Origin of the sequence: Mycobacterium hippophais (assembly GCF_027529605.1) — a bacterium.
GTDB classification, from domain to species: Bacteria; Actinomycetota; Actinomycetes; order Mycobacteriales; family Mycobacteriaceae; genus Mycobacterium; species Mycobacterium arseniciresistens.
On record NZ_JAPZPY010000004.1, the window covers coordinates 136,130 to 158,240 of the forward strand.

The 22,111-nt window shown below is 70.0% G+C and carries 22 protein-coding genes and 1 pseudogene; 12 read left to right on the plus strand and 11 right to left on the minus strand.

Annotated features, from left to right (window positions below):
• Positions 1–5 precede the first annotated feature (5 nt).
• Complete coding sequence (gene tal / locus O6P37_RS12030) at positions 6–1,124, minus strand: transaldolase (protein ID WP_269894288.1); 1,119 nt, start codon at positions 1,122–1,124, stop codon at positions 6–8.
• 22 nt (positions 1,125–1,146) lie between these two features.
• Positions 1,147–3,237 (minus strand): transketolase, encoded by a 2,091-nt coding sequence (gene tkt / locus O6P37_RS12035; RefSeq protein ID WP_269894289.1) that lies wholly within the window; start codon positions 3,235–3,237, stop codon positions 1,147–1,149.
• A gap of 250 nt (positions 3,238–3,487) precedes the next feature.
• Here tkt and O6P37_RS12040 point away from each other — a divergent pair, with 250 nt between their 5' ends.
• Entirely contained in the window at positions 3,488–4,387 is a 900-nt protein-coding gene (locus O6P37_RS12040; protein WP_408633160.1) for a heme o synthase, read from the plus strand.
• Between the two features lie 2 nt (positions 4,388–4,389).
• Here O6P37_RS12040 and O6P37_RS12045 read toward each other — a convergent pair whose 3' ends face one another.
• The 9 genes and pseudogenes from O6P37_RS12045 to mptB all read right to left on the minus strand — a co-directional run bounded on the left by O6P37_RS12045 (position 4,390) and on the right by mptB (position 12,862).
• The gene (locus tag O6P37_RS12045; RefSeq protein WP_269894501.1) at positions 4,390–4,734 is read right to left on the minus strand and encodes a hypothetical protein; all 345 of its coding nucleotides are present in this window, start codon (positions 4,732–4,734) and stop codon (positions 4,390–4,392) included.
• Positions 4,735–4,742: 8 nt separating this feature from the next.
• The gene (locus tag O6P37_RS12050; RefSeq protein ID WP_269894291.1) at positions 4,743–5,672 is read right to left on the minus strand and encodes a hypothetical protein; all 930 of its coding nucleotides are present in this window, start codon (positions 5,670–5,672) and stop codon (positions 4,743–4,745) included.
• Between the two features lie 52 nt (positions 5,673–5,724).
• Positions 5,725–6,156: an alternative ribosome rescue aminoacyl-tRNA hydrolase ArfB gene (gene arfB / locus O6P37_RS12055; protein WP_264013823.1), complete on the minus strand. Its 432-nt coding sequence runs from the start codon at positions 6,154–6,156 to the stop codon at positions 5,725–5,727.
• A 1-nt stretch (position 6,157) separates the two neighbouring features.
• Positions 6,158–7,132 (minus strand): quinone oxidoreductase family protein, encoded by a 975-nt coding sequence (locus tag O6P37_RS12060; RefSeq protein ID WP_269894292.1) that lies wholly within the window; start codon positions 7,130–7,132, stop codon positions 6,158–6,160.
• 877 nt (positions 7,133–8,009) lie between these two features.
• Positions 8,010–8,993: a COX15/CtaA family protein gene (locus O6P37_RS12065; RefSeq protein ID WP_269894481.1), complete on the minus strand. Its 984-nt coding sequence runs from the start codon at positions 8,991–8,993 to the stop codon at positions 8,010–8,012.
• A gap of 83 nt (positions 8,994–9,076) precedes the next feature.
• A pseudogene (locus tag O6P37_RS12070) lies at positions 9,077–9,397 on the minus strand (TetR-like C-terminal domain-containing protein); the annotation flags it as partial.
• Between the two features lie 29 nt (positions 9,398–9,426).
• Positions 9,427–10,200, minus strand: coding sequence for an ABC transporter permease (locus tag O6P37_RS12075; protein WP_269894482.1), 774 nt, complete (start codon positions 10,198–10,200; stop codon positions 9,427–9,429).
• A gap of 17 nt (positions 10,201–10,217) precedes the next feature.
• Entirely contained in the window at positions 10,218–11,150 is a 933-nt protein-coding gene (locus tag O6P37_RS12080; RefSeq protein ID WP_264013828.1) for an ABC transporter ATP-binding protein, read from the minus strand.
• Positions 11,147–12,862, minus strand: a complete 1,716-nt coding sequence (gene mptB, locus O6P37_RS12085) for a polyprenol phosphomannose-dependent alpha 1,6 mannosyltransferase MptB (protein WP_408633161.1) — start codon at positions 12,860–12,862, stop codon at positions 11,147–11,149. Before mptB ends, O6P37_RS12080 begins: the two co-directional genes overlap by 4 nt.
• A gap of 51 nt (positions 12,863–12,913) precedes the next feature.
• On the opposite strand from mptB, the gene O6P37_RS12090 reads away from it, so the two are divergent.
• The 11 genes from O6P37_RS12090 (at position 12,914) to O6P37_RS12140 (ending at position 21,815) form a co-directional block, all read left to right on the plus strand.
• On the plus strand, positions 12,914–13,732 hold the full coding sequence (locus O6P37_RS12090; protein WP_408633156.1) for a helix-turn-helix transcriptional regulator: 819 nt from the start codon (positions 12,914–12,916) through the stop codon (positions 13,730–13,732).
• Positions 13,729–15,177, plus strand: a complete 1,449-nt coding sequence (gene sufB, locus O6P37_RS12095; protein WP_269894295.1) for a Fe-S cluster assembly protein SufB — start codon at positions 13,729–13,731, stop codon at positions 15,175–15,177. The genes O6P37_RS12090 and sufB overlap by 4 nt, the downstream gene beginning before the upstream one ends.
• 31 nt (positions 15,178–15,208) lie before the next feature.
• Positions 15,209–16,414, plus strand: coding sequence for a Fe-S cluster assembly protein SufD (gene sufD, locus O6P37_RS12100; protein ID WP_408633157.1), 1,206 nt, complete (start codon positions 15,209–15,211; stop codon positions 16,412–16,414).
• A gap of 1 nt (position 16,415) precedes the next feature.
• A complete protein-coding gene (sufC, locus tag O6P37_RS12105; protein WP_264013832.1) occupies positions 16,416–17,189 on the plus strand; it encodes a Fe-S cluster assembly ATPase SufC in 774 nt (257 codons plus the stop codon).
• An 8-nt stretch (positions 17,190–17,197) separates the two neighbouring features.
• A complete protein-coding gene (locus tag O6P37_RS12110; protein ID WP_269894296.1) occupies positions 17,198–18,466 on the plus strand; it encodes a cysteine desulfurase in 1,269 nt (422 codons plus the stop codon).
• Between the two features lie 13 nt (positions 18,467–18,479).
• Positions 18,480–18,932 (plus strand): Fe-S cluster assembly sulfur transfer protein SufU, encoded by a 453-nt coding sequence (sufU, locus tag O6P37_RS12115; RefSeq protein ID WP_264013884.1) that lies wholly within the window; start codon positions 18,480–18,482, stop codon positions 18,930–18,932.
• Complete coding sequence (locus O6P37_RS12120) at positions 18,929–19,264, plus strand: metal-sulfur cluster assembly factor (RefSeq protein WP_264013834.1); 336 nt, start codon at positions 18,929–18,931, stop codon at positions 19,262–19,264. Before sufU ends, O6P37_RS12120 begins: the two co-directional genes overlap by 4 nt.
• Positions 19,265–19,312: 48 nt before the next feature.
• Complete coding sequence (locus tag O6P37_RS12125) at positions 19,313–19,843, plus strand: hypothetical protein (protein WP_269894297.1); 531 nt, start codon at positions 19,313–19,315, stop codon at positions 19,841–19,843.
• 38 nt (positions 19,844–19,881) lie between these two features.
• Complete coding sequence (locus tag O6P37_RS12130; protein ID WP_269894298.1) at positions 19,882–20,511, plus strand: hypothetical protein; 630 nt, start codon at positions 19,882–19,884, stop codon at positions 20,509–20,511.
• Between the two features lie 71 nt (positions 20,512–20,582).
• Positions 20,583–20,948, plus strand: coding sequence for a thioredoxin (trxA, locus tag O6P37_RS12135; protein WP_269894299.1), 366 nt, complete (start codon positions 20,583–20,585; stop codon positions 20,946–20,948).
• A 42-nt stretch (positions 20,949–20,990) separates the two neighbouring features.
• Positions 20,991–21,815 (plus strand): enoyl-CoA hydratase, encoded by an 825-nt coding sequence (locus O6P37_RS12140; protein WP_269894300.1) that lies wholly within the window; start codon positions 20,991–20,993, stop codon positions 21,813–21,815.
• Positions 21,816–22,111 lie beyond the last annotated feature (296 nt).

The following is a 22,111-nucleotide window of genomic DNA, read 5'->3' on the forward strand; positions in this document are numbered from 1 at the left end:
GGAGGCTAGGACTTCTTCTCGTCCAGCTGACCCTGCGTCGCCTCGAGCAGTTCCTGCCAGGACTTCTCGAACTTCTCCACACCCTCGTTCTCGAGAACCAGGAACACGTCGGTCAGGTCGACGCCGACGGCCTCGAGCTTGTCGAACACCTCCTGGGCTTCGCCGGCCCTGCCGGTCACCGTGTCGCCGGTGATGACGCCGTGGTCGGCGACGGCGTCCATCGTCTTCTCCGGCATGGTGTTCACCGTGTTCGGCGCCACCAGTTCGGTGATGTAGAGCGTGTCGGCGTAGTCGGGGTTCTTCACGCCCGTCGAGGCCCACAGCGGCCGCTGTACCCGCGCGCCGTCGGCCTTGAGCACCTCGAAGCGCTCACCGCCGACGAAGACCTCCTCATAGGCGGCGTATGCGAGCCGGGCGTTGGCGACACCGGCCTGGCCGCGAAGAGCCAGTGCCTCCTCGGAGCCGATCTTCTCCAGCCGCTTGTCGATCTCGGAGTCCACCCGGGACACGAAGAACGAAGCGACGGAATGGATCTTGGCCAGGTCGTGGCCGGCCTCCTTCGCCTTCTCCAGGCCGGCGAGGTAGGCGTCCATCACCGCGCGGTGGCGCTCGACCGAGAAGATCAGCGTGACGTTCACCGAGATGCCCTCGGCCAGCACCGCGGTGATCGCCGGGATGCCCTCTTCCATCGCCGGGATCTTGATCAGCAGGTTGGGCCGGTCGACGATCTTCCACAACTCGACCGCCTGGGCGATGGTCTTGTCCGCATCGCGGGCCAGTCGCGGGTCGACCTCGATCGACACCCGCCCGTCGACACCGTCGGACAGCTCGTACTGCTTGGCCAGCACGTCGCAGGCGTTGCGGACGTCGTCGGTGGTGACGGTGCGGATCGTGGCGTCGACATCGGCGCCCCGTTCGGCCAGTTCGGCGATCTGCGAGTCGTAGGCCTCGCCCTTGGACAGGGCGGCCTGGAAGATCGACGGGTTCGTGGTCACCCCGACGACACTCTTGGTGTCGATCAGCTCCTGCAGGTTGCCGGTCTGCAGGCGCTCGCGGGACAGGTCGTCGAGCCAAACGGATACACCCGCGGCCGCCAGTGCCGCGAGGTTGGGATTCTGCGCCATGGGTGTTGCCTCTCTTGAAGTTCTAGTTGTCTATCGATCGTTCCGCGGCGGCCGCCACGGCCTCCGGCGTGAAGCCGAACTCGCGGAACAACGTCTTGTCGTCGGCGGACTCGCCGTAGTGCTCGATCGAGACGATCTCACCGGTGTCGCCCACGAGCTTGTACCAGCTCTGCGCGACGGCGGCCTCGACGGCGACCCGGGCGGACACCGTCGGGGGCAGCACCGAGTCGCGGTACTCCTTGGGCTGCGACTCGAACCACTCGACGCACGGCATCGACACCACCGCCGCGGTGATGTCCTTGTCCGCCAACAGCTTCTTGGCCTCCACGGCCAGCTGCAGCTCCGAGCCGGTGCCGATCAGGATGACATCGGCGGCGGAGGCGTCGCCGCCACCGAGCACGTAACCGCCCTTGCTCACGCCCTCGGCGTCGGTGCCCTCCAGGACCGGGATGCCCTGCCGGGTCAGGATGAAACCGACCGGCCCGCTGCCGTTCCCGCGCGCCAGGATGCTGCGCCAGGCGTACGCGGTCTCGTTCGGGTCGCCCGGCCGGACCACCGACAGGTTGGGGATGGCGCGCAGCGCCGCGAGGTGCTCGATCGGCTGGTGCGTCGGGCCGTCCTCGCCGAGACCGACGGAGTCGTGCGTCCAGATGTAGATGGTGTCGATGTCCATCAGCGACGCCAACCGCACGGCCGGGCGCATGTAGTCGGAGAACTGCAGGAAGGTGCCGCCGAACGCGCGGGTCGGACCGTGCAGCACGATGCCCGACAGGATCGATCCCATCGCGTGCTCACGGATGCCGAAGTGCAGCACGCGGCCGTACCAGTCGGCGGAGAAGTCGCTGGTGGAGATCGACGGCGGGCCGAACGATTTCACGCCCTTGATCGTGGTGTTGTTGCTGCCGGCCAGGTCGGCCGAGCCGCCCCACAGTTCGGGCAGCTTGGGCGCGACGTCGTTGAGCACCTGGCCGAACGCCGCGCGGGTGGCCACCGCCTTGGAGCCCGGCTCCCAGTGGGTGATGTCGGCGTCCCAGCCGTCGGGCAGTTCCTGTGCGAGCAGCCGGTCGAGCAGCTTCTTGCGCTCGGGTTCGCGCTCGGCCCAGGCGTCGAACTCCGGCTGCCACTTCTCGTGCGCCTCGCGGCCGCGGTCGACCAGCTTCCGGGTGTGCTCGATGATCTCGGGGCGCACCTCGAACGTCTTGTCCGGGTCGAAGCCGAGCACCTTCTTGGTGGCGGCCACCTCGTCGTCGCCCAGCGCCGAGCCGTGCACCCCGCCGGTGTTCATCTTGTTGGGGGCGGGATAGCCGATGATGGTGCGCACCGCGATGAACGACGGCTTGTCGGTGACGGCCTTGGCGGCCTCGATGGCCTGCTCGATGCCGACGACGTTCTCGCCGCCCTCGACCTCCTGGACGTGCCAGCCGTAGGCCCGGTAACGCGCCGCGACGTCCTCGGACAGCGCGATGTTGGTGTCGTGCTCGATGGAGATCTGGTTCTGGTCGTAGAAGACGATCAGGTTGCCCAGCTGCTGGGTGCCCGCCAGCGAGGACGCCTCACTGGTGACGCCCTCCTCGATGTCGCCGTCGGAGGCGATCACGAAGATGTGGTGGTCGAAGGGGCTGGTGCCGGGGGCCGCGTCGGGGTCGAACAACCCGCGCTCGTACCGCGACGCCATCGCCATGCCGACGGCCGAGGCCAGACCCTGACCCAGCGGTCCGGTGGTGATCTCCACGCCCTTGGTGTGGCGGAACTCCGGATGCCCGGGGGTCTTCGACTTCCAGGTGCGCAGCGACTCGATGTCTTCGAGCTCCAGGCCGAACCCGCCGAGATAGAGCTGGATGTAGAGGGTGAGGCTGGAATGCCCGCAGGACAGCACGAACCGGTCGCGGCCCAGCCAGTGCACGTCACTGGGGTCGTGCCGCATCTGACGCTGGAACAGCGTGTAGGCCAGCGGCGCCAGGCTCATCGCCGTCCCGGGGTGGCCGTTGCCGACCTTCTGCACCGCATCCGCCGCCAGCACCCGGACGGTGTCGACTGCGGTGGTGTCGAGGTCGTTCCAGTCGTCGGGGTGGCTCGGGCGGGTGAGGGCAGAGATTTCCTCTGTAGTGGTCACGAACGCGCTCCTGGCTGTCATGCGGCTGGCAAGCTGATCTCTGTCCACCCTAGTGCGCGGTGGTCGGCCTCTGCAGGACCACAACGCATGATGGGGCGGACGTTCATCCGAACCGACCCTGCGGTGCAGGCGCGGGGCGGACGCCGTCTACCATCGTCTGTAGTAGAAGCTGCGCGCTGCCGCGATTTTTTGAGGAGTCAACTGCGTGAGCATTCGCGAGCGCCACCTCGGTCGCGGGACGTCAAGCCGAATTCGCTCTTCGGTCATGGCCAGGATCCTGGCCTACGTCGCGCTGACCAAGCCGCGAGTCATCGAGCTGTTGCTCGTGACCGCGATCCCGGCGATGCTCCTGGCGGAGCGTGGCACGGTCGATCCGCTGCTGATCCTCAACACCCTGATCGGCGGGATGCTGGCCGCCGCGGGCGCCAACACGCTGAACTGTGTCGCCGACGCCGACATCGACAAGGTGATGAAGCGGACCGCGCGCCGGCCACTGGCCCGTGACACGGTGCCGACGCGGCACGCACTGGTGTTCGGGCTGGTGCTGTCGGTCGCTTCGTTCGGCTGGCTGTGGTGGACGTCGAACCTGCTCTCCGGCCTGCTCGCGGTCGCCACGATCGCGTTCTACGTGTTCGTCTACACGCTGCTGCTCAAGCGCCGCACATCGCAGAACGTGGTGTGGGGCGGTGCCGCAGGCTGCATGCCGGTGATGATCGGCTGGTCGGCCGTCACCGGCACCATCCAGTGGCCCGCGCTGGTGATGTTCGCGATCATCTTCTTCTGGACGCCGCCGCACACCTGGGCGCTGGCGATGCGCTACAAGGACGACTACCGGGCGGCCGGGGTGCCGATGCTGCCCGCGGTGGCCACCGAGCTGCACGTCACCAAGCAGATCCTGGTGTACACCTGGCTGACCGTGGTGGCGACGCTGGCCTTGGCGCTGGCGACGGGCTGGCTGTACGCGGCGGTCGCGCTGCTGGCAGGCGCGTGGTTCCTGACGATGGCCCACCAGCTCTACAGCGGGGTCAAGCGGGGCGAACCGGTCAAGCCGCTGCGGCTGTTCCTGCAGTCGAACAACTACCTCGCGGTGGTGTTCTGCGCGCTGGCGGTCGACTCCGCGCTCGCGCTGCCCACGCTCTTCACCGCCTGATCTCAGCCCGAGAACACCGCCACCAACAGCGCTGCCGTCAGTACGGCGAACGCCGCCACGGTCCGGCGCAGCACCCCGGCCCGGCGGACACGCGGGAACGCCAGCGGCAGCGTGAGCGCGCACAGCAGGCCCAGCGGCACGGCGAACAGGGTGCCGGCGATCAGGCCGAAGCCATGCGGGTCGAAGGCGACGCTGTCCGGATCCATCGACGCCTCGATCGACGCGAATCGCGACGTCAGCGCCGTCACCACGCACCACAGCCACGCCGCGCCGGTCAGCGCGGCGAGCGCGGCGCCGGTCAGGCGCAGGGCGATGGAGGTCCGGTGGTGCGGCGGCGGCGTGGTCACGGGTGGTCTCAGCAGCTGCCGAATTCGTCCCGGATGCGCTGCTGCAGCGCCTGGGCGTCGGGGAGGAGTTCACCCATGTGACTGCCGTGGTCACACCCGCCGATCTCCGCGGAGCCGGCCCATCTGGGCCCGCGCGCACCGACGGCTCCCTGCGCCGCCCAGTTGAGGTGCACCGATCGTCCCGGTCGCGCATCGAGCGTGCGGACGGCGCCGGAGATGTCCTGGTGGGCGGCCGCCGGACTCGTCACGCTCATCGTCAGCGTCACGATGCGCCCGTCGCGCACGGTGACGTATCCCGGTTGCGCCGGGGCGAGCGCCGCGAGCTGGCCGTCGATGCGTTGCTTGTCGGCGATCGACATCCTGCTGCGGACGGCCCAGAAGGGGGCGTCGATCCCCTCGTCGGGCGCCACCTCGATGGTGTCGGGCGGCGGGTCGGTGAACAACCGCAGCACGGTGTCGACCACCCCGCTCGTGGCGGATGCGCCGTCGACCCGCACCGACGACCCATCGGTGCCACCGCCGAAGCGAATGCCGTCGGCCTGGACGTCCGCCCGTAGCCGGCGCAGCTGGGCGGCGATCCGGGCGGCGTCGTCGGGCAGGCGGTCGCCGCCGGCCAGCGTGGTCCACCGGGCGACGTTGATCTCGGCGCGCTGGTCGAAGTCGTCGAACTCGTCGCCGCGCAGGTGGTCGATCTCGTCCGCGACGGCGCCGATCTGGTGGTCGGTCGCCGTGTCCATGTCGACCCGAAGTTCGAACCGGGTGCCGGCCCAGATGTCGTTGTCGTAGACGAGGTCGGCATCGGTGACGCCGGGCATCGCGGCCACCCGATCGCGGATGTCTCGTGCCGCGTCCTCGCGGTCCGGGGCACCGGTGCACCCCGCCAGGCCGACCGTCAACACACCGGCGACCAGCGTGGTGGTGAGCCGGCGGATGCGCACATCGTGAGCCTATTGCCGCCCGGGTGGCCTGCGACGCACCGAAATCGGGTGGCTAGTTCCGGTCCCAGCCGCCGCGACGGCCCTCCTTGATCGATCCCCGTCGCTTCTTCTCGGCGATCCGGCGTTCCTTGGAGCCCCGGGTGGGTCTGGTCGGCCGGCGGGCCGGCGGGGGAGCGGCGGCGGCGTCGCGCAGGAGGCGGGCCATCCGTTCGCGTGCCGCGGCGCGGTTCTGCAGTTGCGCGCGATGCTCGCTTGCCGTCACGGTGAGGATCCCCGCGGAGAGTCGACCGCCCAGCCGGTACAGGATCCGGTGGCGCAAGTGCGGCGGCACCGACGGCGAGCGGGCCACGTCGAACGAGAGCTCGACCCTGCTGTCCGCGGTGTTGACCCCCTGGCCGCCGGGACCCGAGGATCTGGAGAAGCGTTCGCTCAGCTCGGACGCCGGTATCACGAAGGCCGGCGTGACGGCGAGGTCCTGCGTCACGTCACGGGACCAGCACCACCGAGCCGACCGTCTTGCGGCCCTGCAGGTCGCGGTGGGCCCGCTCGGCGTCGGCCAGCCGGTACCGCTCGCTGACCGTCACGGTGATCGTCCCAGAGGCGATCGCGTCGAGGACTTCGCCTGCCCGCCAACCGAATTCGTCGGCGGTGCCGGTGTAGTGCGCCAGGCTCGGCCTGGTCAGGAACACCGACCCGGCGGCGTTGAGCCGCTGCGGGTCGAACGGCGGGACGGGGCCGCTGGCCGCTCCGAACAGTGCCAGCGTGCCGCGCTTCGCCAGGCTGGCCAGGCTGGCCTCGAACGTCGCCGCACCGACCCCGTCGTACACCGCGGCCACGCCCTTGCCGTCGGTGAGCTCGCGGATCCGGGCGCCGAATTCCTGCGGATCGTCGGGGTAGTCCAGCACCGCGACGGCGCCGGCCTGCCTCGAGAGTTCGGCCTTGTCGGGGGTGGACACCGTGGTGATGACCCGGGTGGCGAGGCTGGTCGCCCACTGGGTCAGGATCAGCCCCACGCCGCCTGCGCCCGCATGCAGCAGCACGGTGTCGCCCTGCTGGACCGGGTAGGTCGACTTGATCAGATAGTGCGCGGTGGTGCCCTTCAGCAGCGCCGAGGCGGCCACCTCCGACGGCACCGACTCCGGCACATAGACCACGAAATCAGCTGGTGCAAGCGAATACTCGGCGTAGGCGCCGAATGCCTTGTCGGTGACCACCCGGTCGCCGACGCCGAGCGCGGCGACGTCCTCGCCGACCGCCTCGATGGTGCCGCACACCTCGGTGCCCACCACGAAGGGCAGCTCCCGCGGGTACAGCCCGGACCGGAAGTACGTGTCGATGAAGTTGACCCCGATCGCCTCTGCCTTGATCAGCACCTGACCCGGACCCGGGGTGGGTGGCGGCAGCTCGACGTGGCGCAGGACTTCGGGTCCGCCGGTCTCGGCGACTTCGATCGCGTACATGTGTTCCATCATTGCCGAAGAATCGGCGGCCACTCGGGCCGCCCTGTGCTGGCATCATTCGACCATGAAGCTGGCCCGTCCCGACATCCGTCACCCGCGCATCGTCCTCGCGGGCTGCCCGGCGTTGCCGGAGGGCGACGGGGACGACGCCGGCCTGGTCGACGCGCTGAGCCGGCACGGACTGCACGCCCGGTGGCGGTCGTGGGACGATCCGGCGACGCTGGACGCCGACCTGGTGATCCTGCGGGCCACCTGGGACTACGTGGAGCGGCTCGAGGAGTTCCTGGCCTGGACCCGACGGGTGCCGAATCTCCTCAACGGTGCCGACGTGGTCGCCTGGAACACCGACAAGCGCTACCTCGACGGCCTTGAGCGCCGCGGCGTGCCCACGGTCCCGAGCCAGTTCTTCTCACCGGGTGAACCGGTGCGGCTGCCCGCAGGGGAGGTGGTGGTGAAGCCCGCCGTCGGCGCCGGGGCGCGCGGCGCGCGACGGTGCGACGACCCGGCCGAGGCCCGCGCACACGCCGAGGCGCTGCACGGCGCCGGCTCCACAGTGCTGGTCCAGCCGTACGACGCCCGGATCGAACGCGGCGAGACGGCGCTGGTGTTCCTCGGCGGACGCGCGTCGCACGCCTTCACCAAGGCGCCGCTGCTGCCCGCCGCCCGGCCACCGGTGTTCGACGAGACGGGCACCTTCGCCGAGGAGTCCCTGGCGCCGGCCGACCCTGACCACGAGCTCTGGGACGTCGGATACGCCGCGCTGGCAGCCGCCGCGGCCGAACTGGACGTCGCGCCGGGGGATTTCCTCTACGCCCGCGCCGACGTCATCGGCGGGATCGACGACCCCCGGTTGCTGGAACTCGAACTGGTGGAGCCGTCACTGGGTTGGCGGCAGCTTGACCCCGACACCAGGGACCGCCGTCAGCGCGACTTCGTCGTCGGCGTCGAGGCCGCCCTCGACCGGTTCGGGCTGGGTCCGCTGTCGCATCGACGCCCATAGCGCAGCGGTGGCCGCCGTGCACGCCGCGGCGCCGGCGACGTGCACCGCCACCAGTGCGGCGGGGATGTCGAGGGCGTACTGCACCCGGCCGACCAGTGCCTGCGCGGCGACGAGGGCCAGCAGTACGGCGAGGCGCCGCATCACGCGGCGGGGCGCGGCGACCGCGCGCAGGCCGAAGACCAGCGCCACCAGCAGTGACAGGTAGGCCACCAGCAGCGTCGCGTGCGCCAGCACCAGGGTCACGATCTCGACCTCGAGGCGCGGCACCGGCGCGTCGATGCTCTTGTCCCCGGCGTGCGGACCCGCACCGGTCACCAGGGTGCCGGTCACGAGGACCGCAGCCAGCGCCACACCGCTCAGCAACGTCAACTGCCGCAGCGGCTTCGGCACTGTGCGCTCGACCACCCCGTCGTCGGGCTCGCCGATCTTCACGTAGAGCAGCACCGCCACCCACACCATCGTCATCGAGGCCAGCAGGTGGATGGCGACGGTCCACCACAGCAGGCCGGTCAGCACGGTGATGCCGCCGATCACCGCCTGCACGACGGTCGACGCCGGCATCAGCCAGGCGTAGACGAGGACCTCGCGGCGCCGCCGGGCCCGCACCACCGCGAGCACCGCCAGCGCGGCGGTGAGCACGACCAGGAAGGTGATCAGCCGGTTGCCGAACTCGACGGCCTGGTGGATGCCCGGGACCTCGGCATGCGGGACGGGAGTGAAGCTGCCGGGGAAGCACTGCGGCCAGGTGGGGCAACCCAGACCCGACGCGGTGACCCGCACGATGGCGCCGGTGACCGCGATGCCGCCCTGGGTCAGGATCACCGCGACGGCGATCGCCCGCTGCACGCCGAGGCTCGGCATTGGGAGCCGGTCGACCAGGCCGGTGAACACGCGTCGCACGCCCCGATCGTAGGCGATGGCCAACTACATTCCGTAGTAGGGCGTCACGATGCGGCCGCTCGGGGTGCGACGAACGGCACCAGGACCTCGTCGACGAGCTGCACCACGAGATCGTCGGTGATCGGGTCGCCGGTGATCAGCAGGCGGTGCCACAACACGCTCTGTCCGAGTTCGCGGGCGAGCTCGACCGGTACGTCGGGCCGCACGTCGCCGCGCTCGACGCCGCGCCGCAGCAGTGCGGCCATCTCGGCTTTGCGCCAGCCGATGACATCGCGCTGCAGCGCGTCGGCGAGCACCGGGTCGTGCGCGGCAGCGGCGACGGCGGCGCGCAGCGCGGCCGCGTCCGGCCCGGTGAACAGCGCGGCTGGAGTTCCTGCTGCCCGAGCTCGCGCGCTCAGGTGAAGCGGAACCAGCGCAACGCGCATAGCCCGGCCACCGCGCCCCAGACGGCGAGCACGGCGAGGCCGAACCAGTCCACCGACAACGTCATCGCCTGCGTCAGCGACTCGGTCAACGCGCCGGAGGGCGTCAGCCGCGCTGCCCACGCCAAGGCGCCCGGCACCGTCTGACCCTCCAGCGTCAGCGCGCCGAAACCGGCGAAGACGAACCACAGCAGGTTGGCCACCGCCAGCACGATCTCGGCGCGCAGGGTCCCGCCGAGCAGCAGGCCGAGCGCCGCGAAAACGGCGGTGCCGAGGGCGATGACCACCGCGCCGAGCGCCAGCCCGGCCAGCGCGGGGCGCCAGCCGAGCGCGATGCCGATGGCGCCGAGCACCATCGATTGCAGGAACACCACCGCCACCACCGCCAGTGACTTGCCGACGATGATGCCCCAGACCGGAAGTGCGGTGGCGCCCAGGCGTTTCAGCGCTCCGTAGCGGCGGTCGAACGCCACCGCGATGGCCTGTCCGGTGAACGCCGTCGAGATCACCGCCAGCGACATCACAGCGGGCACGAAGGCGGCGGCGCGGTCATCGCCGAACGACCCGAGCGGCAGCAGGATCAATCCGACCAGCAGCGTGATCGGGATGAACATGGTGAGCAGCAACTGCTCGCCGTTGCGCAGCAGCAACTTCAATTCCAGGTTGAACTGCGCGGCCAGCATGGTCGGCACGGTGGCCGGCCGCGGGTCGGGGGAGAAGGTGCCCGGCGCGAAACGGTTGGTCACGCCCCTGGGTTCGCGCGTCACGGCCGCAGCTCCCGTCCGGTCAGGTCGAGGAACACGTCCTCGAGGCTGCGCTGCTCCACCCGCATGTCGGTCGCGAGCACATCGAGCCGCGCGCACCACGCCGTCACGGTCGCCAGCACCTGCGGGTCGATGTGGCCCTCGACGAGGTACTCACCCGGTGCCGCCTCGATCGCCTGGTAGCCCTCCGGAAGGGCCGCGACGAGCAGCGCCAGGTCGAGCATCCGCGGGGCGCGGAACCTCAACTGGTTCTCGGCGCCGGTGCGCATCAGCTCCGCCGGCGTGCCGGTGGCCACCGCCACCCCGTGGTCGATGATCACCAGCCGGTCGGCCAGTTCCTCCGCCTCGGTCAGCTGATGGGTGGTCAGCACGACGGTCACCCCGTCGCGGCGCAGCCCGTCGATCAACTCCCACACCACGATTCGCGCATGCGCGTCCATCCCGGCGGTCGGCTCGTCGAGGAACACCAGCTCGGGTCGTCCCACCACGGCACACGCCAGCGCCAGACGCTGCTGCTGGCCGCCGGACAGCCTGCGATAGGTGGTGCGCGCGACCTCGGTGAGCCCGAGCGTGTCCATCAGCCACTGCGGGTCGAGCGGATCTGCGGCGTACGCGGCCACCAGCGCGAGCATCTCGCCGGCCCGGGCCGCCGGATAGCCGCCGCCGCCCTGCAGCATGACGCCGATCCGCTCGCGCAGCCGGGCGTTGTCCGAGACGGGATCGAGGCCGAGGACCTCGATGGAGCCCGCGTCCGGCCGCAGGAAGCCCTCGCACATCTCGATGGTCGTAGTCTTGCCCGCGCCGTTGGGCCCCAGCAGCGCCAGCACCTCGGCGCGCTGTACGTCGAGGTCGAGTTCCGACACCGCCGTCGTCGATCCGTACCGCTTGGTCACCCCGCGCAGCAGGACGGGAACAGCGGATCCGGACGTCACGGGGATTCAGCGTATGCGTCGCTGCTCGATGGTTGCGGCCGTGGTGGCGGTGACGGCTTCGCGACGGACGGTTCGTCCGCCCTCGGTTCGGTGTCCGGGCCCTCGTCCGCGTCGGGGTCGGGGACCGGCCGCCACGGCAACCGGCGCCAGGTGAGCGCCATCAGCAGTGCGACGACGAGCGTGCTGGCCAAGGTGGCCATCACGATCTGGAACAGGGTGAACCGGTCGCCGTTGGCGGTGGGCCCGAAAATGCCGATGACCAGCGTGATCGCGATGGTGGATCCCCGGAAACCGGGGCGGGTGGCCCAGGCCGCCAGCGGGATGATCGCCCACAGCAGGTACCACGGCTGCACCACAGGGAACAGCAGCACCGTCGCACCGAGGGCGACACCCAGCCCACCCACGGGATGCAGCCGGCCCCGCAGCACCGCCAGCAGCAGCCAGGTGACCAGGATCGCGATGATGATCACACCGATGGCGCGGGTGAGTGCCAGCACCGCGGTGGTGTGGTCGCCGAGACCGAGCAGGATGCCGACCTGGCCGGTGCCGAGCGCGATCAGCGTGGGCGGGGACATCCAGCTGCGCACCACGTTGGCGGTGCCCAGGGTGAACAGCCAGCCGAAACCCAGCCCGCTGGCCCACCCGATCACCGCCATCACCACCACCGACAGCGCTGTCAGAGAACCGCCGGCGATCACGAACGCCTTGACGGTGCCACCCCACCGGCACGCCAGCGCCATCGCCACGAACCCGAGCGCCAGCAGCGACGGCAGCTTGACCTGCGACGACATCGCGATCAGCACCGCTCCGACGATCAGCATGGCCAGCGGATGCCAGCGTCGCCAGTCGGCGCGGGTGACCGGCCTGCGCAGCGGCCGTGGCAGCAGTGGCTGCGCGGCGTCGATGCCGCGCAGCGCGAACTCGGTGCCCGCCAGCATCAGGCCGAGCATCAGCGCCTCGTTGTGGATGCCTGCCACCAGGTGCATGAACAGCAGCGGGTTGCACGGCCCCAGCCACAGCGCGCTGACCTCGGCGACGCCGCAGCGGCGGGCGAGCCTCGGGGTGGCCCAGACGATGAGGCCGACCCCGAGCAGGACGACGAGCCGGTGGAACAGCACCGCCCAGACGATGTTCTGGCCGGTCACGGTCGAGATGCCCTCGCCGATCCACAGGAACAGCGGTCCGTAGGGCGCCGGGGTCTCCCGCCAGAGGTTGGGCACCGACAGCGTGAACACGTGATCGAGCCCGAGCCCGGTGGCCGGGCCGACCTTGTACGGGTCGAGGCCGAGCCGCGATATCTCGCTCTGGGCCAGGTAGGAGTACACGTCGCGGCTGTACATCGGCGGGGCGAGCAGCAGCGGGAGGGCCCACAGCAGCAGCGTGCGGTCCACCTGGCCGCGCGACATCCGGCGGCTGCCGAGCGCGAACCGGCCGAGCATCAGCCAGGCCAGCGCCATCATCACCGCGCCGGTGGTGGTCATGGTCAGCGAGACGGTCTGGATCCGCGAGGGCAGGTTGAGCAGCCGGACACCGAAGGTGGGATCCTGGACCACGGGCCGCGCACCGGCGCCGAGCGCGCCGATCGCCATCAGTACCGTGCCGGTGGCCCCGAACAGCCGGGTCCGGCGCAGCGCCACCATCTCGGCGCCGTTGAGGGGGGAACCGGCGACCGGCTCGTCGCCGTGCCATCGGGCGATCGAGGAGCTGAACATCTGGAGGCGCCCGGCCAGTGGAGCCATCAGAGCAGACTAACGGTCGGGGGTGTGGTGGCTTTCACGCTCGCGGTAAGGGTCCCCTTGCTGGAAGCCGTCAGGGAATTCCGACACAATGGTGTTGTGGAATTCGACCGGGAGCGAGCTGCGGACATGACGCCTGCCGTCGTGCCGGCTTCGGACGGCCACACCCGCACCGCCATCATCCAGTTGCTGATGGAGGGGCCGATCACCGCCGGTCAGATCGGCGATCGGCTCGGCATCTCCGCGGCAGGCGTGCGCCGGCACCTCGACGCCCTCGTCGACGCCGGAGACGCGCAGGCCAGCGCCGCCGAGGCGTGGCAGCACTCGGGTCGCGGCCGGCCCGCCAAGCGCTACCGGCTGACCGCCGCAGGCCGGGCCAAGCTCGGCCACGCCTACGACGACCTCGCGGTCGCGGCGATCCGTCAGCTGCGCGAGATCGGCGGCGACGACGCCGTGCGCACCTTCGCCCGCCGCCGGATCGACACCATCCTGTCGGGAGTAACCGAGGGCCCCGATGGCGTTGAAGCCACTGCGGACCGGGTGGCCGCGGCGCTGACCCGGGCCGGCTACGCCACCACCACGACCACCACGCCGGCGGGCGGACCCGTCCACGGCGTGCAGATCTGCCAGCACCACTGTCCGGTGTCGCACGTCGCCGAGGAGTTCCCGGAGCTGTGCCAGACCGAGCGTGAGGCGTTCGCCGAGATCCTGGGCACCCACGTACAGCGGCTGGCCACGATCGTCAACGGCGACTGCGCCTGCACCACCCACGTACCACTCGCCAAGGAACTTCGGCACACAGCCCGCGCCGAAGCCGCCACCACAACCCAAGGAGCGTCGGCATGACCGCTACCCCCGAGACCTCGGTCGCCAAGCCCGAGCCGCTGACCCAGGACGAGACCATCGCCTCGCTCGGCAAGTACGGGTACGGCTGGTCGGACTCCGACGTCGCCGGTGCCAGCGCGCAGCGCGGGCTGTCCGAGGCCGTGGTGCGCGACATCTCGGCGAAGAAGAGCGAGCCGGAGTGGATGCTCGAGACCCGGCTGCGCGCCCTGCGCACCTTCGACAAGAAGCCGATGCCCAACTGGGGTTCCGACCTCGACGGCATTCACTTCGACAACATCAAGTACTTCGTGCGGTCCAGTGAGAAGCAGGCGGCGACCTGGGACGATCTGCCCGCCGACATCAAGAACACCTACGACAAGTTGGGCATCCCGGAGGCCGAGAAGCAGCGGCTGGTGTCCGGTGTCGCCGCCCAGTACGAGTCCGAGGTGGTCTACCACTCCATCCGTGAGGACCTCGAGGCCCAGGGCGTCATCTTCCTGGACACCGACACCGCCCTCAAGGAGCATCCCGAGCTGTTCAAGCAGTATTTCGGCACGGTGATCCCGGCCGGCGACAACAAGTTCTCGGCGCTCAACACCGCGGTGTGGTCGGGCGGGTCGTTCATCTACGTGCCGAAGGGCGTGCACGTCGACATCCCGCTGCAGGCGTACTTCCGGATCAACACCGAGAACATGGGGCAGTTCGAGCGGACGCTGATCATCGTCGACGAGGACGCCTACGTGCACTACGTCGAGGGCTGTACCGCGCCGATCTACAAGAGCGACTCGCTGCACTCGGCGGTCGTGGAGATCATCGTCAAGCCCGGCGGCCGGTGCCGTTACACCACCATCCAGAACTGGTCGAACAACGTCTACAACCTGGTCACCAAGCGGGCCAGGGCCGAGGCGGGCGCCACCATGGAGTGGGTCGACGGCAACATCGGCTCCAAGGTCACGATGAAGTACCCGGCCGTGTGGATGACCGGTGAGCACGCCAAGGGTGAGGTGCTCTCGGTGGCGTTCGCCGGCGAGGGTCAGCACCAGGACACCGGCGCCAAGATGCTGCACCTGGCGCCGCACACGTCGTCCAACATCGTGTCCAAGTCGGTCGCCCGCGGCGGCGGCCGGGCGTCCTACCGCGGCCTGGTCCAGGTCAACAAGGGCGCCTACGGTTCCCGCGCGAGCGTCAAGTGCGATGCGCTGCTCGTCGACACGATCAGCCGGTCGGACACCTATCCCTACGTCGACATCCGCGAGGACGACGTCACGATGGGCCACGAGGCCACGGTGTCCAAGGTCAGCGAGGACCAGTTGTTCTACCTGATGAGCCGCGGCCTCACCGAGGACGAGGCGATGGCGATGGTGGTGCGCGGGTTCGTCGAGCCGATCGCCAAGGAACTGCCGATGGAGTACGCGCTCGAGCTCAACCGGCTGATCGAGCTGCAGATGGAAGGCGCGGTCGGCTGATGGGGGCGAGCGAAGCGACGGGGAACAGGCAGTGACTGAGACCAACCTGACCACCGCGGTCGAGGGAGGCGCGAAGCCGGGTTCGGCCCTCGCAGGCGCCAACAAGGGCGAGCAGTTCGCCTCGTTCGACGTCGCCGCCTTCGAGGTGCCCGGCGGCCGCGACGAGCTGTGGCGGTTCACCCCGCTGCGGCGGCTTCGCGGGCTGCACGACGGCTCGGCTCCCGCGACCGGACGCGCCACGATCGAGGTCACCGAGCGGCCCGGCGTGACGGTCGAGACGGTGCAGCGCGGCGACGACCGGCTCGGCCAGGCCGGCGTGCCCGCTGATCGTGTTGCGGCGCAAGCCTTCTCGTCGTTCGAGTCCGCGACGATCGTGACGGTCGCACGCGACACCGAGGTGGCCGAACCGATCGAGATCGTCGTCAACGGTCCCGGCGAGGGCGCGGTGGCGTACGGACACCTACAGATCCGCGTCGAGGAACTGGCGAGGGCGATCGTCGTCGTCGACCTGCGCGGCAGCGGAACCTATGCCGACAACGTCGAGATCGTCGTCGGCGACTCGGCCGGTGTCGGGGTGATCTGGATCGCCGACTGGGCCGACGACATGGTCCACGTCAGCGCCCACCACGCCCGGCTGGGGAAGGACGCCGTGCTGGGGCACGTCAACGTCACCCTCGGCGGGGACGTCGTGCGCACCACGGCGACGGTGCGGTACGCCGGTCCCGGCGGCCAGGCCCAGATGCTCGGCACCTACTTCGCCGACGACGGCCAGCACTTCGAGTCGCGGCTGCTCGTCGACCACTCGCAGCCCAACTGCAAGTCCGACGTGCTCTACAAGGGGGCGCTGCAGGGCGACCCGGACTCCGACCGCCCCGACGCCCACACGGTGTGGATCGGCGACGTGCTGATCCGCGCCGAGGCCACCGGCACCGACACCTTCGAGGTCAACCGCAACCTCGTGCTGACCGACGGGGCCCGCGCCGATTCGGTGCCGAACCTGGAGATCGAGACCGGCGAGATCGTCGGCGCCGGACACGCCAGTGCCACCGGCCGTTTCGACGACGAGCAGTTGTTCTACCTGAGGGCCCGCGGCATTCCCGAGGAGCAGGCCCGCCGACTGGTGGTGCGCGGATTCTTCGGCGAGATCATCGCCAAGATCGCCGTGCCCGCCGTGCGCGAGCGCCTCACCGACGCCATCGAACGAGAACTAGCGATCACGGAATCGAGAAGTAGCTGACATGACCACGCTTGAAGTCAAGGACCTGCACGTCTCCGTCGTCTCCGCTGAGGACGGCACCGACATCCCGATTCTCAAGGGCGTCAACCTGACCGTGAAGTCGGGGGAGACGCACGCGGTGATGGGGCCCAACGGGTCGGGCAAGTCGACGCTGTCCTACGCGATCGCCGGACACCCCAAGTACACCGTGACGTCCGGTTCGATCACGCTGGACGGCGAGGACGTCCTGGCGATGAGCATCGACGAGCGCGCCAGGGCCGGACTGTTCCTGGCCATGCAGTACCCGATCGAGGTGCCCGGGGTGTCGATGTCGAACTTCCTGCGCACCGCGGCCACCGCCGTGCGGGGCGAGGCGCCGAAGCTGCGGCACTGGGTCAAAGAGGTCAAGACGGCGATGAGCGATCTCGACATCGACCCGACGTTCTCCGAGCGCAGCGTCAACGAGGGCTTCTCCGGCGGCGAGAAGAAGCGTCACGAGATCCTGCAGCTCGGCCTGCTGAAGCCGAAGATCGCAATTCTCGACGAGACCGACTCGGGTCTCGACGTCGATGCGCTGCGCATCGTCAGCGAGGGTGTCAACCGCTACGCCGAGGCAGAGAACGGCGGCGTGCTGCTGATCACGCACTACACCCGGATCCTGCGCTACATCCAGCCGCAGTTCGTCCACGTCTTCGTCGGCGGCCGGATCATCGAGTCCGGCGGCCCCGAGCTCGCCGACGAGCTCGAAGAGAACGGCTACGAACGCTTCACCCACGCTCCGGCGGCGGGATCCTAGGCGGCGCGATGACGGCCTCCACGGAACGCCCGGCGCTGGCGGTGGACCTCGAGACGGTGCGGGCGGACTTCCCTATCCTGTCGCGGGTGATGCGCGGCGGGAACCAGCTGGCGTACCTCGATTCCGGTGCGACGTCGCAGAAGCCGCGGCAGGTGCTCGACGCCGAGCGTGACTTCCTCACCACGTCCAACGGCGCGGTGCACCGCGGCGCGCACCAGCTGATGGAGGAGTCCACCGACGCCTACGAACAGGGCCGCGCCGACATCGCGGCGTTCGTCGGCGCCGACACCGACGAGCTGGTGTTCACCAAGAACGCCACCGAGTCGATCAACCTGGTGTCGTACGCGCTGGGGGACAACAGGTTCGAGGGCCGCGCCGTCGGGCCCGGCGACGTCATCGTCACCACCGAGCTCGAACACCACGCGAACCTGATCCCGTGGCAGGAGCTGGCGCGCCGCACCGGTGCCACGCTGCGCTGGTACGGCGTCACCGACGACGGGCGCATCGACCTCGACTCGCTGCGGCTCGACGAGCGCGTGAAGATCGTCGCGTTCAGCCACCACTCGAACGTCACCGGCGCGATCGCCCCGGTCGCCGAACTGGTGGCTCGGGCCAAGCAGGTGGGGGCGCTCACGCTGCTCGACGCCTGCCAGTCGGTGCCGCATCAGTCCGTCGATTTCCACGCGCTCGACGTCGACTACGCCGCGTTCTCGGGGCACAAGATGCTGGGCCCCACCGGGATCGGCGTGCTCTACGGCCGCCGTGAGCTGCTGGACGCGATGCCGCCCTTCATCACCGGCGGGTCGATGATCGAGACGGTCACGATGGAGGCCACCACCTACGCCCCGGCGCCGCAGCGCTTCGAGGCGGGCACCCCGATGACGTCGCAGGTCGTCGGATTGGCCGCCGCCGCACGCTATCTCGACGCACTGGGCATGGACGCCGTCGAGGCGCACGAGGCCAGACTGGTCGAATCCGCGCTCGACGGGCTGGCCGGCATCCCGGGTGTCCGGGTCGTCGGGCCCACCGACATGGCCGACCGCGGCTCGCCGGTGAGCTTCGTCGTCGACGGCGTGCACGCCCACGACGTAGGGCAGGTGCTCGACGACGAGGGCGTCGCCGTGCGGGTCGGGCACCACTGCGCGTGGCCGCTGCACCGCCGGTTCGGCATCCACGCCACCGCCAGGGCGTCGTTCGCGGTGTACAACACACCCGACGAGGTGGACCGGCTGGTCGCGGGGATCAAGCGGGCCGTCGAGTTCTTCGGGCGGGATTGAGCGCACCGTGCGGATGGAGCAGATGTACCAGGAGGTGATCCTGGACCACTACAAACACCCGCACCACCGCGGGCTGCGCGAACCGTTCGGCGCCGAGGTGCACCACGTGAACCCGACGTGCGGTGACGAGGTCACGCTGCGGGTGGCGCTGTCCGGCGATGGCAGGACCGTAGAGGACATCTCCTACGACGGGCAGGGCTGCTCCATCAGCCAGGCCGCGACGTCGGTGCTCACCGACCAGGTGATCGGTCAAAGTGTCGCGCAGGCACTGTCGACCGTCGCGGCGTTCACCGAGATGGTGTCGTCCCGCGGCGCCGTCGAGGGCGACGAGGACGTGATCGGCGACGGCGTGGCATTCGCGGGCGTGGCCAAGTACCCGGCGAGGGTGAAATGTGCGCTGTTGGGCTGGACGGCTTTCAAGGCCGCGCTGGCTCAGGCGTCGGAAGAATTCGAGGAGGCAGGATGACCGCACCCGATGAGCTGTTGGCCGATCTGGAGGAGGCGATGCGTGACGTCGTCGATCCCGAACTCGGCATCAACGTCGTCGATCTCGGCCTGGTGTACGGGCTGAACATCGAAGAGGGCGACGGCGGCAACGTCGCGCTGATCGACATGACGCTGACCTCGGCGGCGTGCCCGTTGACCGATGTGATCGAGGACCAGTCGCGCAACGCGCTCGTGGGTGCGGGGCTGGTCGACGAAATCAAGATCAACTGGGTGTGGAATCCGCCGTGGGGCCCTGACAAGATCACCGAGGACGGCCGCGAACAACTGCGGGCGCTCGGCTTCACCGTCTGACGCGTCCAATTCACCGGTCAGCGGACCGCGCCGGGGGACAATGACCGAATGGTCACCGTTCCTGCGGCGGTGTGGCGCGGCGGGCCGGTCGTCCGTGCACTGACCGTCGGCGCCGCGGTGGGCGTCTTCCTCGGCATGCTCGCCTGGCTCGACTCGGGTCTGCTGATGGCCGGCGTGATCGTCACCGTCGTGGTCGGCGGGGGCTACGGCATCTGGATGCAGCGCCGCATGGCGCGGTTCTGGCCGGGCGCCGCGGCGCTCACCGCCGACGAGCGGGTGGCCGTGGCCCGCGCCGCGCGCCGCGGCGAACCGGTCGGGTCACCGGGCCTGGCCGAGGCGCTCGCCGAGTACGGATCGGGGATGCGCGCGGCTGCGGAGATCGCACGGCCGTACCGCTGGGTGATCCCGCTGGTCCTCGTCGTCGGTGTGGGCACGGCCGTGTGGGACGCGTTCTACGGCACCTGGGGTAACGCCGAGGTCTCGGCCGTCTACCTGGTGCTGCTGCTGCTCGAGGTGTTCTGGTGGCCGCGGCGGCAACGGCGACTGCTGGCCAACGCCGATCGCGCGGCCGCCACGTAATCGCACGGCCGGTCGGGATCCCTGGTAACTCATTCGGTATGAGCCCCGATTACGTCGCCACGCGCAGGCAGCTGCGCGGTGTCGCCGAGAGCCTGATCGCCGGACCGCAGCATCGCGCGGCGGGCACCATCCGCCTGGCGGTGCGGCCCGACGGCTTCACCGGTGTCGCGCTGCCGATCGCCGTGCACGGCACGGAGCTGGTGTGGCAGCACGGCAGCGCCGCGCTCGCCGGGCCGGTGAAAGCGCTGGCCACCGTCGCGGGCGTCACGGCGGGCCCACCCGAAGGCGTCTACGACGTCGTCGACCCGCTGGCCGCCGACGCGGTGCTCGACATCGACCCGGCGGCGGCCGATCTGCTGTACCGCAGCCTCTACGCCGGCGGTTTCGCCATCAAACATATTCTGCCCGAACAGCATCCGGTGCTCTGGCCGGAGCACTTCGACGTCGCGGTCACCGAGGACGAGGTGAACTACGGCGTCTCCGCCGGCGACGACCACCACCCGGCGCCGTACGCCTACGTCGGCCCGTGGACCGCACGCCGGGGGACGTTCTGGAACGCACCGTTCGGAGCGCTGCTGGCGCTCGACCCGGCCGACGACGTGGACGAACTGGCCCGCCGAGTGGCGGATTTCTTCGCCGAGGGCCGGGCCCGCGCGTCAGACCGCTGACCCGCGGGCGGGCAGGCGTGAACCGGCCGGCCGCGGGGAACAAGCATGGTGAACCCAACGTTAGGACAGTCGTGGCAACGCAAGACATCACCGCAGAGCAGTTCAACGACACCATCAACGACAACGACATCGTGCTGGTGGACTTCTGGGCGTCGTGGTGCGGGCCGTGTCGCGCGTTCGCGCCCACCTTCGCCGCCTCGTCCGAGAAGCACCCCGACGTCGTGCACGCCAAGGTGGACACCGAGGCCGAGCAGGCGCTGGCGCAGGCCGCCGACATCCGCTCAATCCCGACCCTGATGGTCTTCAAGAAGGGCAAACTGGTGTTCAACCAGGCCGGCGCGTTGCCGCCGGCGGCCCTGGAGGACCTGGTGCAGAAGGTCAGGGAGTTCGACGTCGACGCGGCGGTCGCCGCCCAGGACGACGGCGCGCAGGCCTAGCTGCCCGGGGGCCGGTGCACGGCCCCGCGATAGCGTGCTCGGGTGACCGAAGCACAGCAGTTCGTCCTCGTCGACCGACCGCGCCCGCAGGTGGCGCTGGTGACCCTCAACCGGCCCGAACGCATGAACTCGATGGCGTTCGACGTCATGGTGCCGCTGCGCGACGTACTCGCCGAGCTGAGTCACGACAATTCGGTGCGCGCGGTGGTGCTGACCGGCGCGGGCCGCGGGTTCTCCTCCGGCGCTGACCACAAGTCGGCGGGGTCGGTGCCGCACATCGACGGGCTCACCCGGCCGACGTTCGCCCTGCGGTCCATGGAGGTCCTCGACGAGGTGATCCTGGCGCTGCGCAAGCTCCACCAGCCGGTGATCGCGGCGGTGAACGGCGCCGCGATCGGCGGCGGTCTGTGCCTGGCGCTGGCCGCCGACATCCGCGTCGCGGCGACCGGTGCCTACTTTCGTGCCGCGGGCATCAACAACGGTCTGACGGCCAGCGAGTTGGGGCTGTCCTATCTGCTGCCCCGCGCGATCGGCTCGTCGCGGGCGTTCGAGATCATGCTCACCGGTCGCGACGTCGACAGCGCGGAGGCCGAGCGGATCGGCCTGGTGTCCCGGACGGTGCCGGAGGACGATCTGCTCGAGGTGTGCTTCGACATGGCCGAGCGCATCGCCGCGTTCTCCCGTCCCGGTGTCGAGCTGACCAAGCGCACGCTGTGGTCCGGGCTGGACGCCGGCAGTCTCGAGGGGCACATGCAGGCCGAGGGGCTGGGCCAGCTGTTCGTGCGATTGCTGACCGCCAACTTCGAGGAGGCGGTGGCGGCCCGCGCGGAACGACGCCCCGCGGTCTTCACCGACGACAAGTCCTAGCCTCCTCGCGCCGGTTCACGGCGCGCTCGTCCGCGGCCGGCCCGGCGGCGCCGAAAGGTAGCCCCCATACCCGGTAGCGAAGGCGCTAATCTTCCCCTTTGCAAGTAACGCCGAGCGCCGCGACGGGCGGTTACACCCGCGAAGTCCAAGATCAGTTCCTTTGCTGGCCGCCGGTGCGCAACCGTTTGGGTTCGTTGCCATACTTGCGTTCCGATTGGGCGGTAACTGCTGTGCTGCCCGCTGAAATGCCCGCTGAGCAGGGTCTTTTGACTGCACGGCGTCGACCCGAGTCGGGA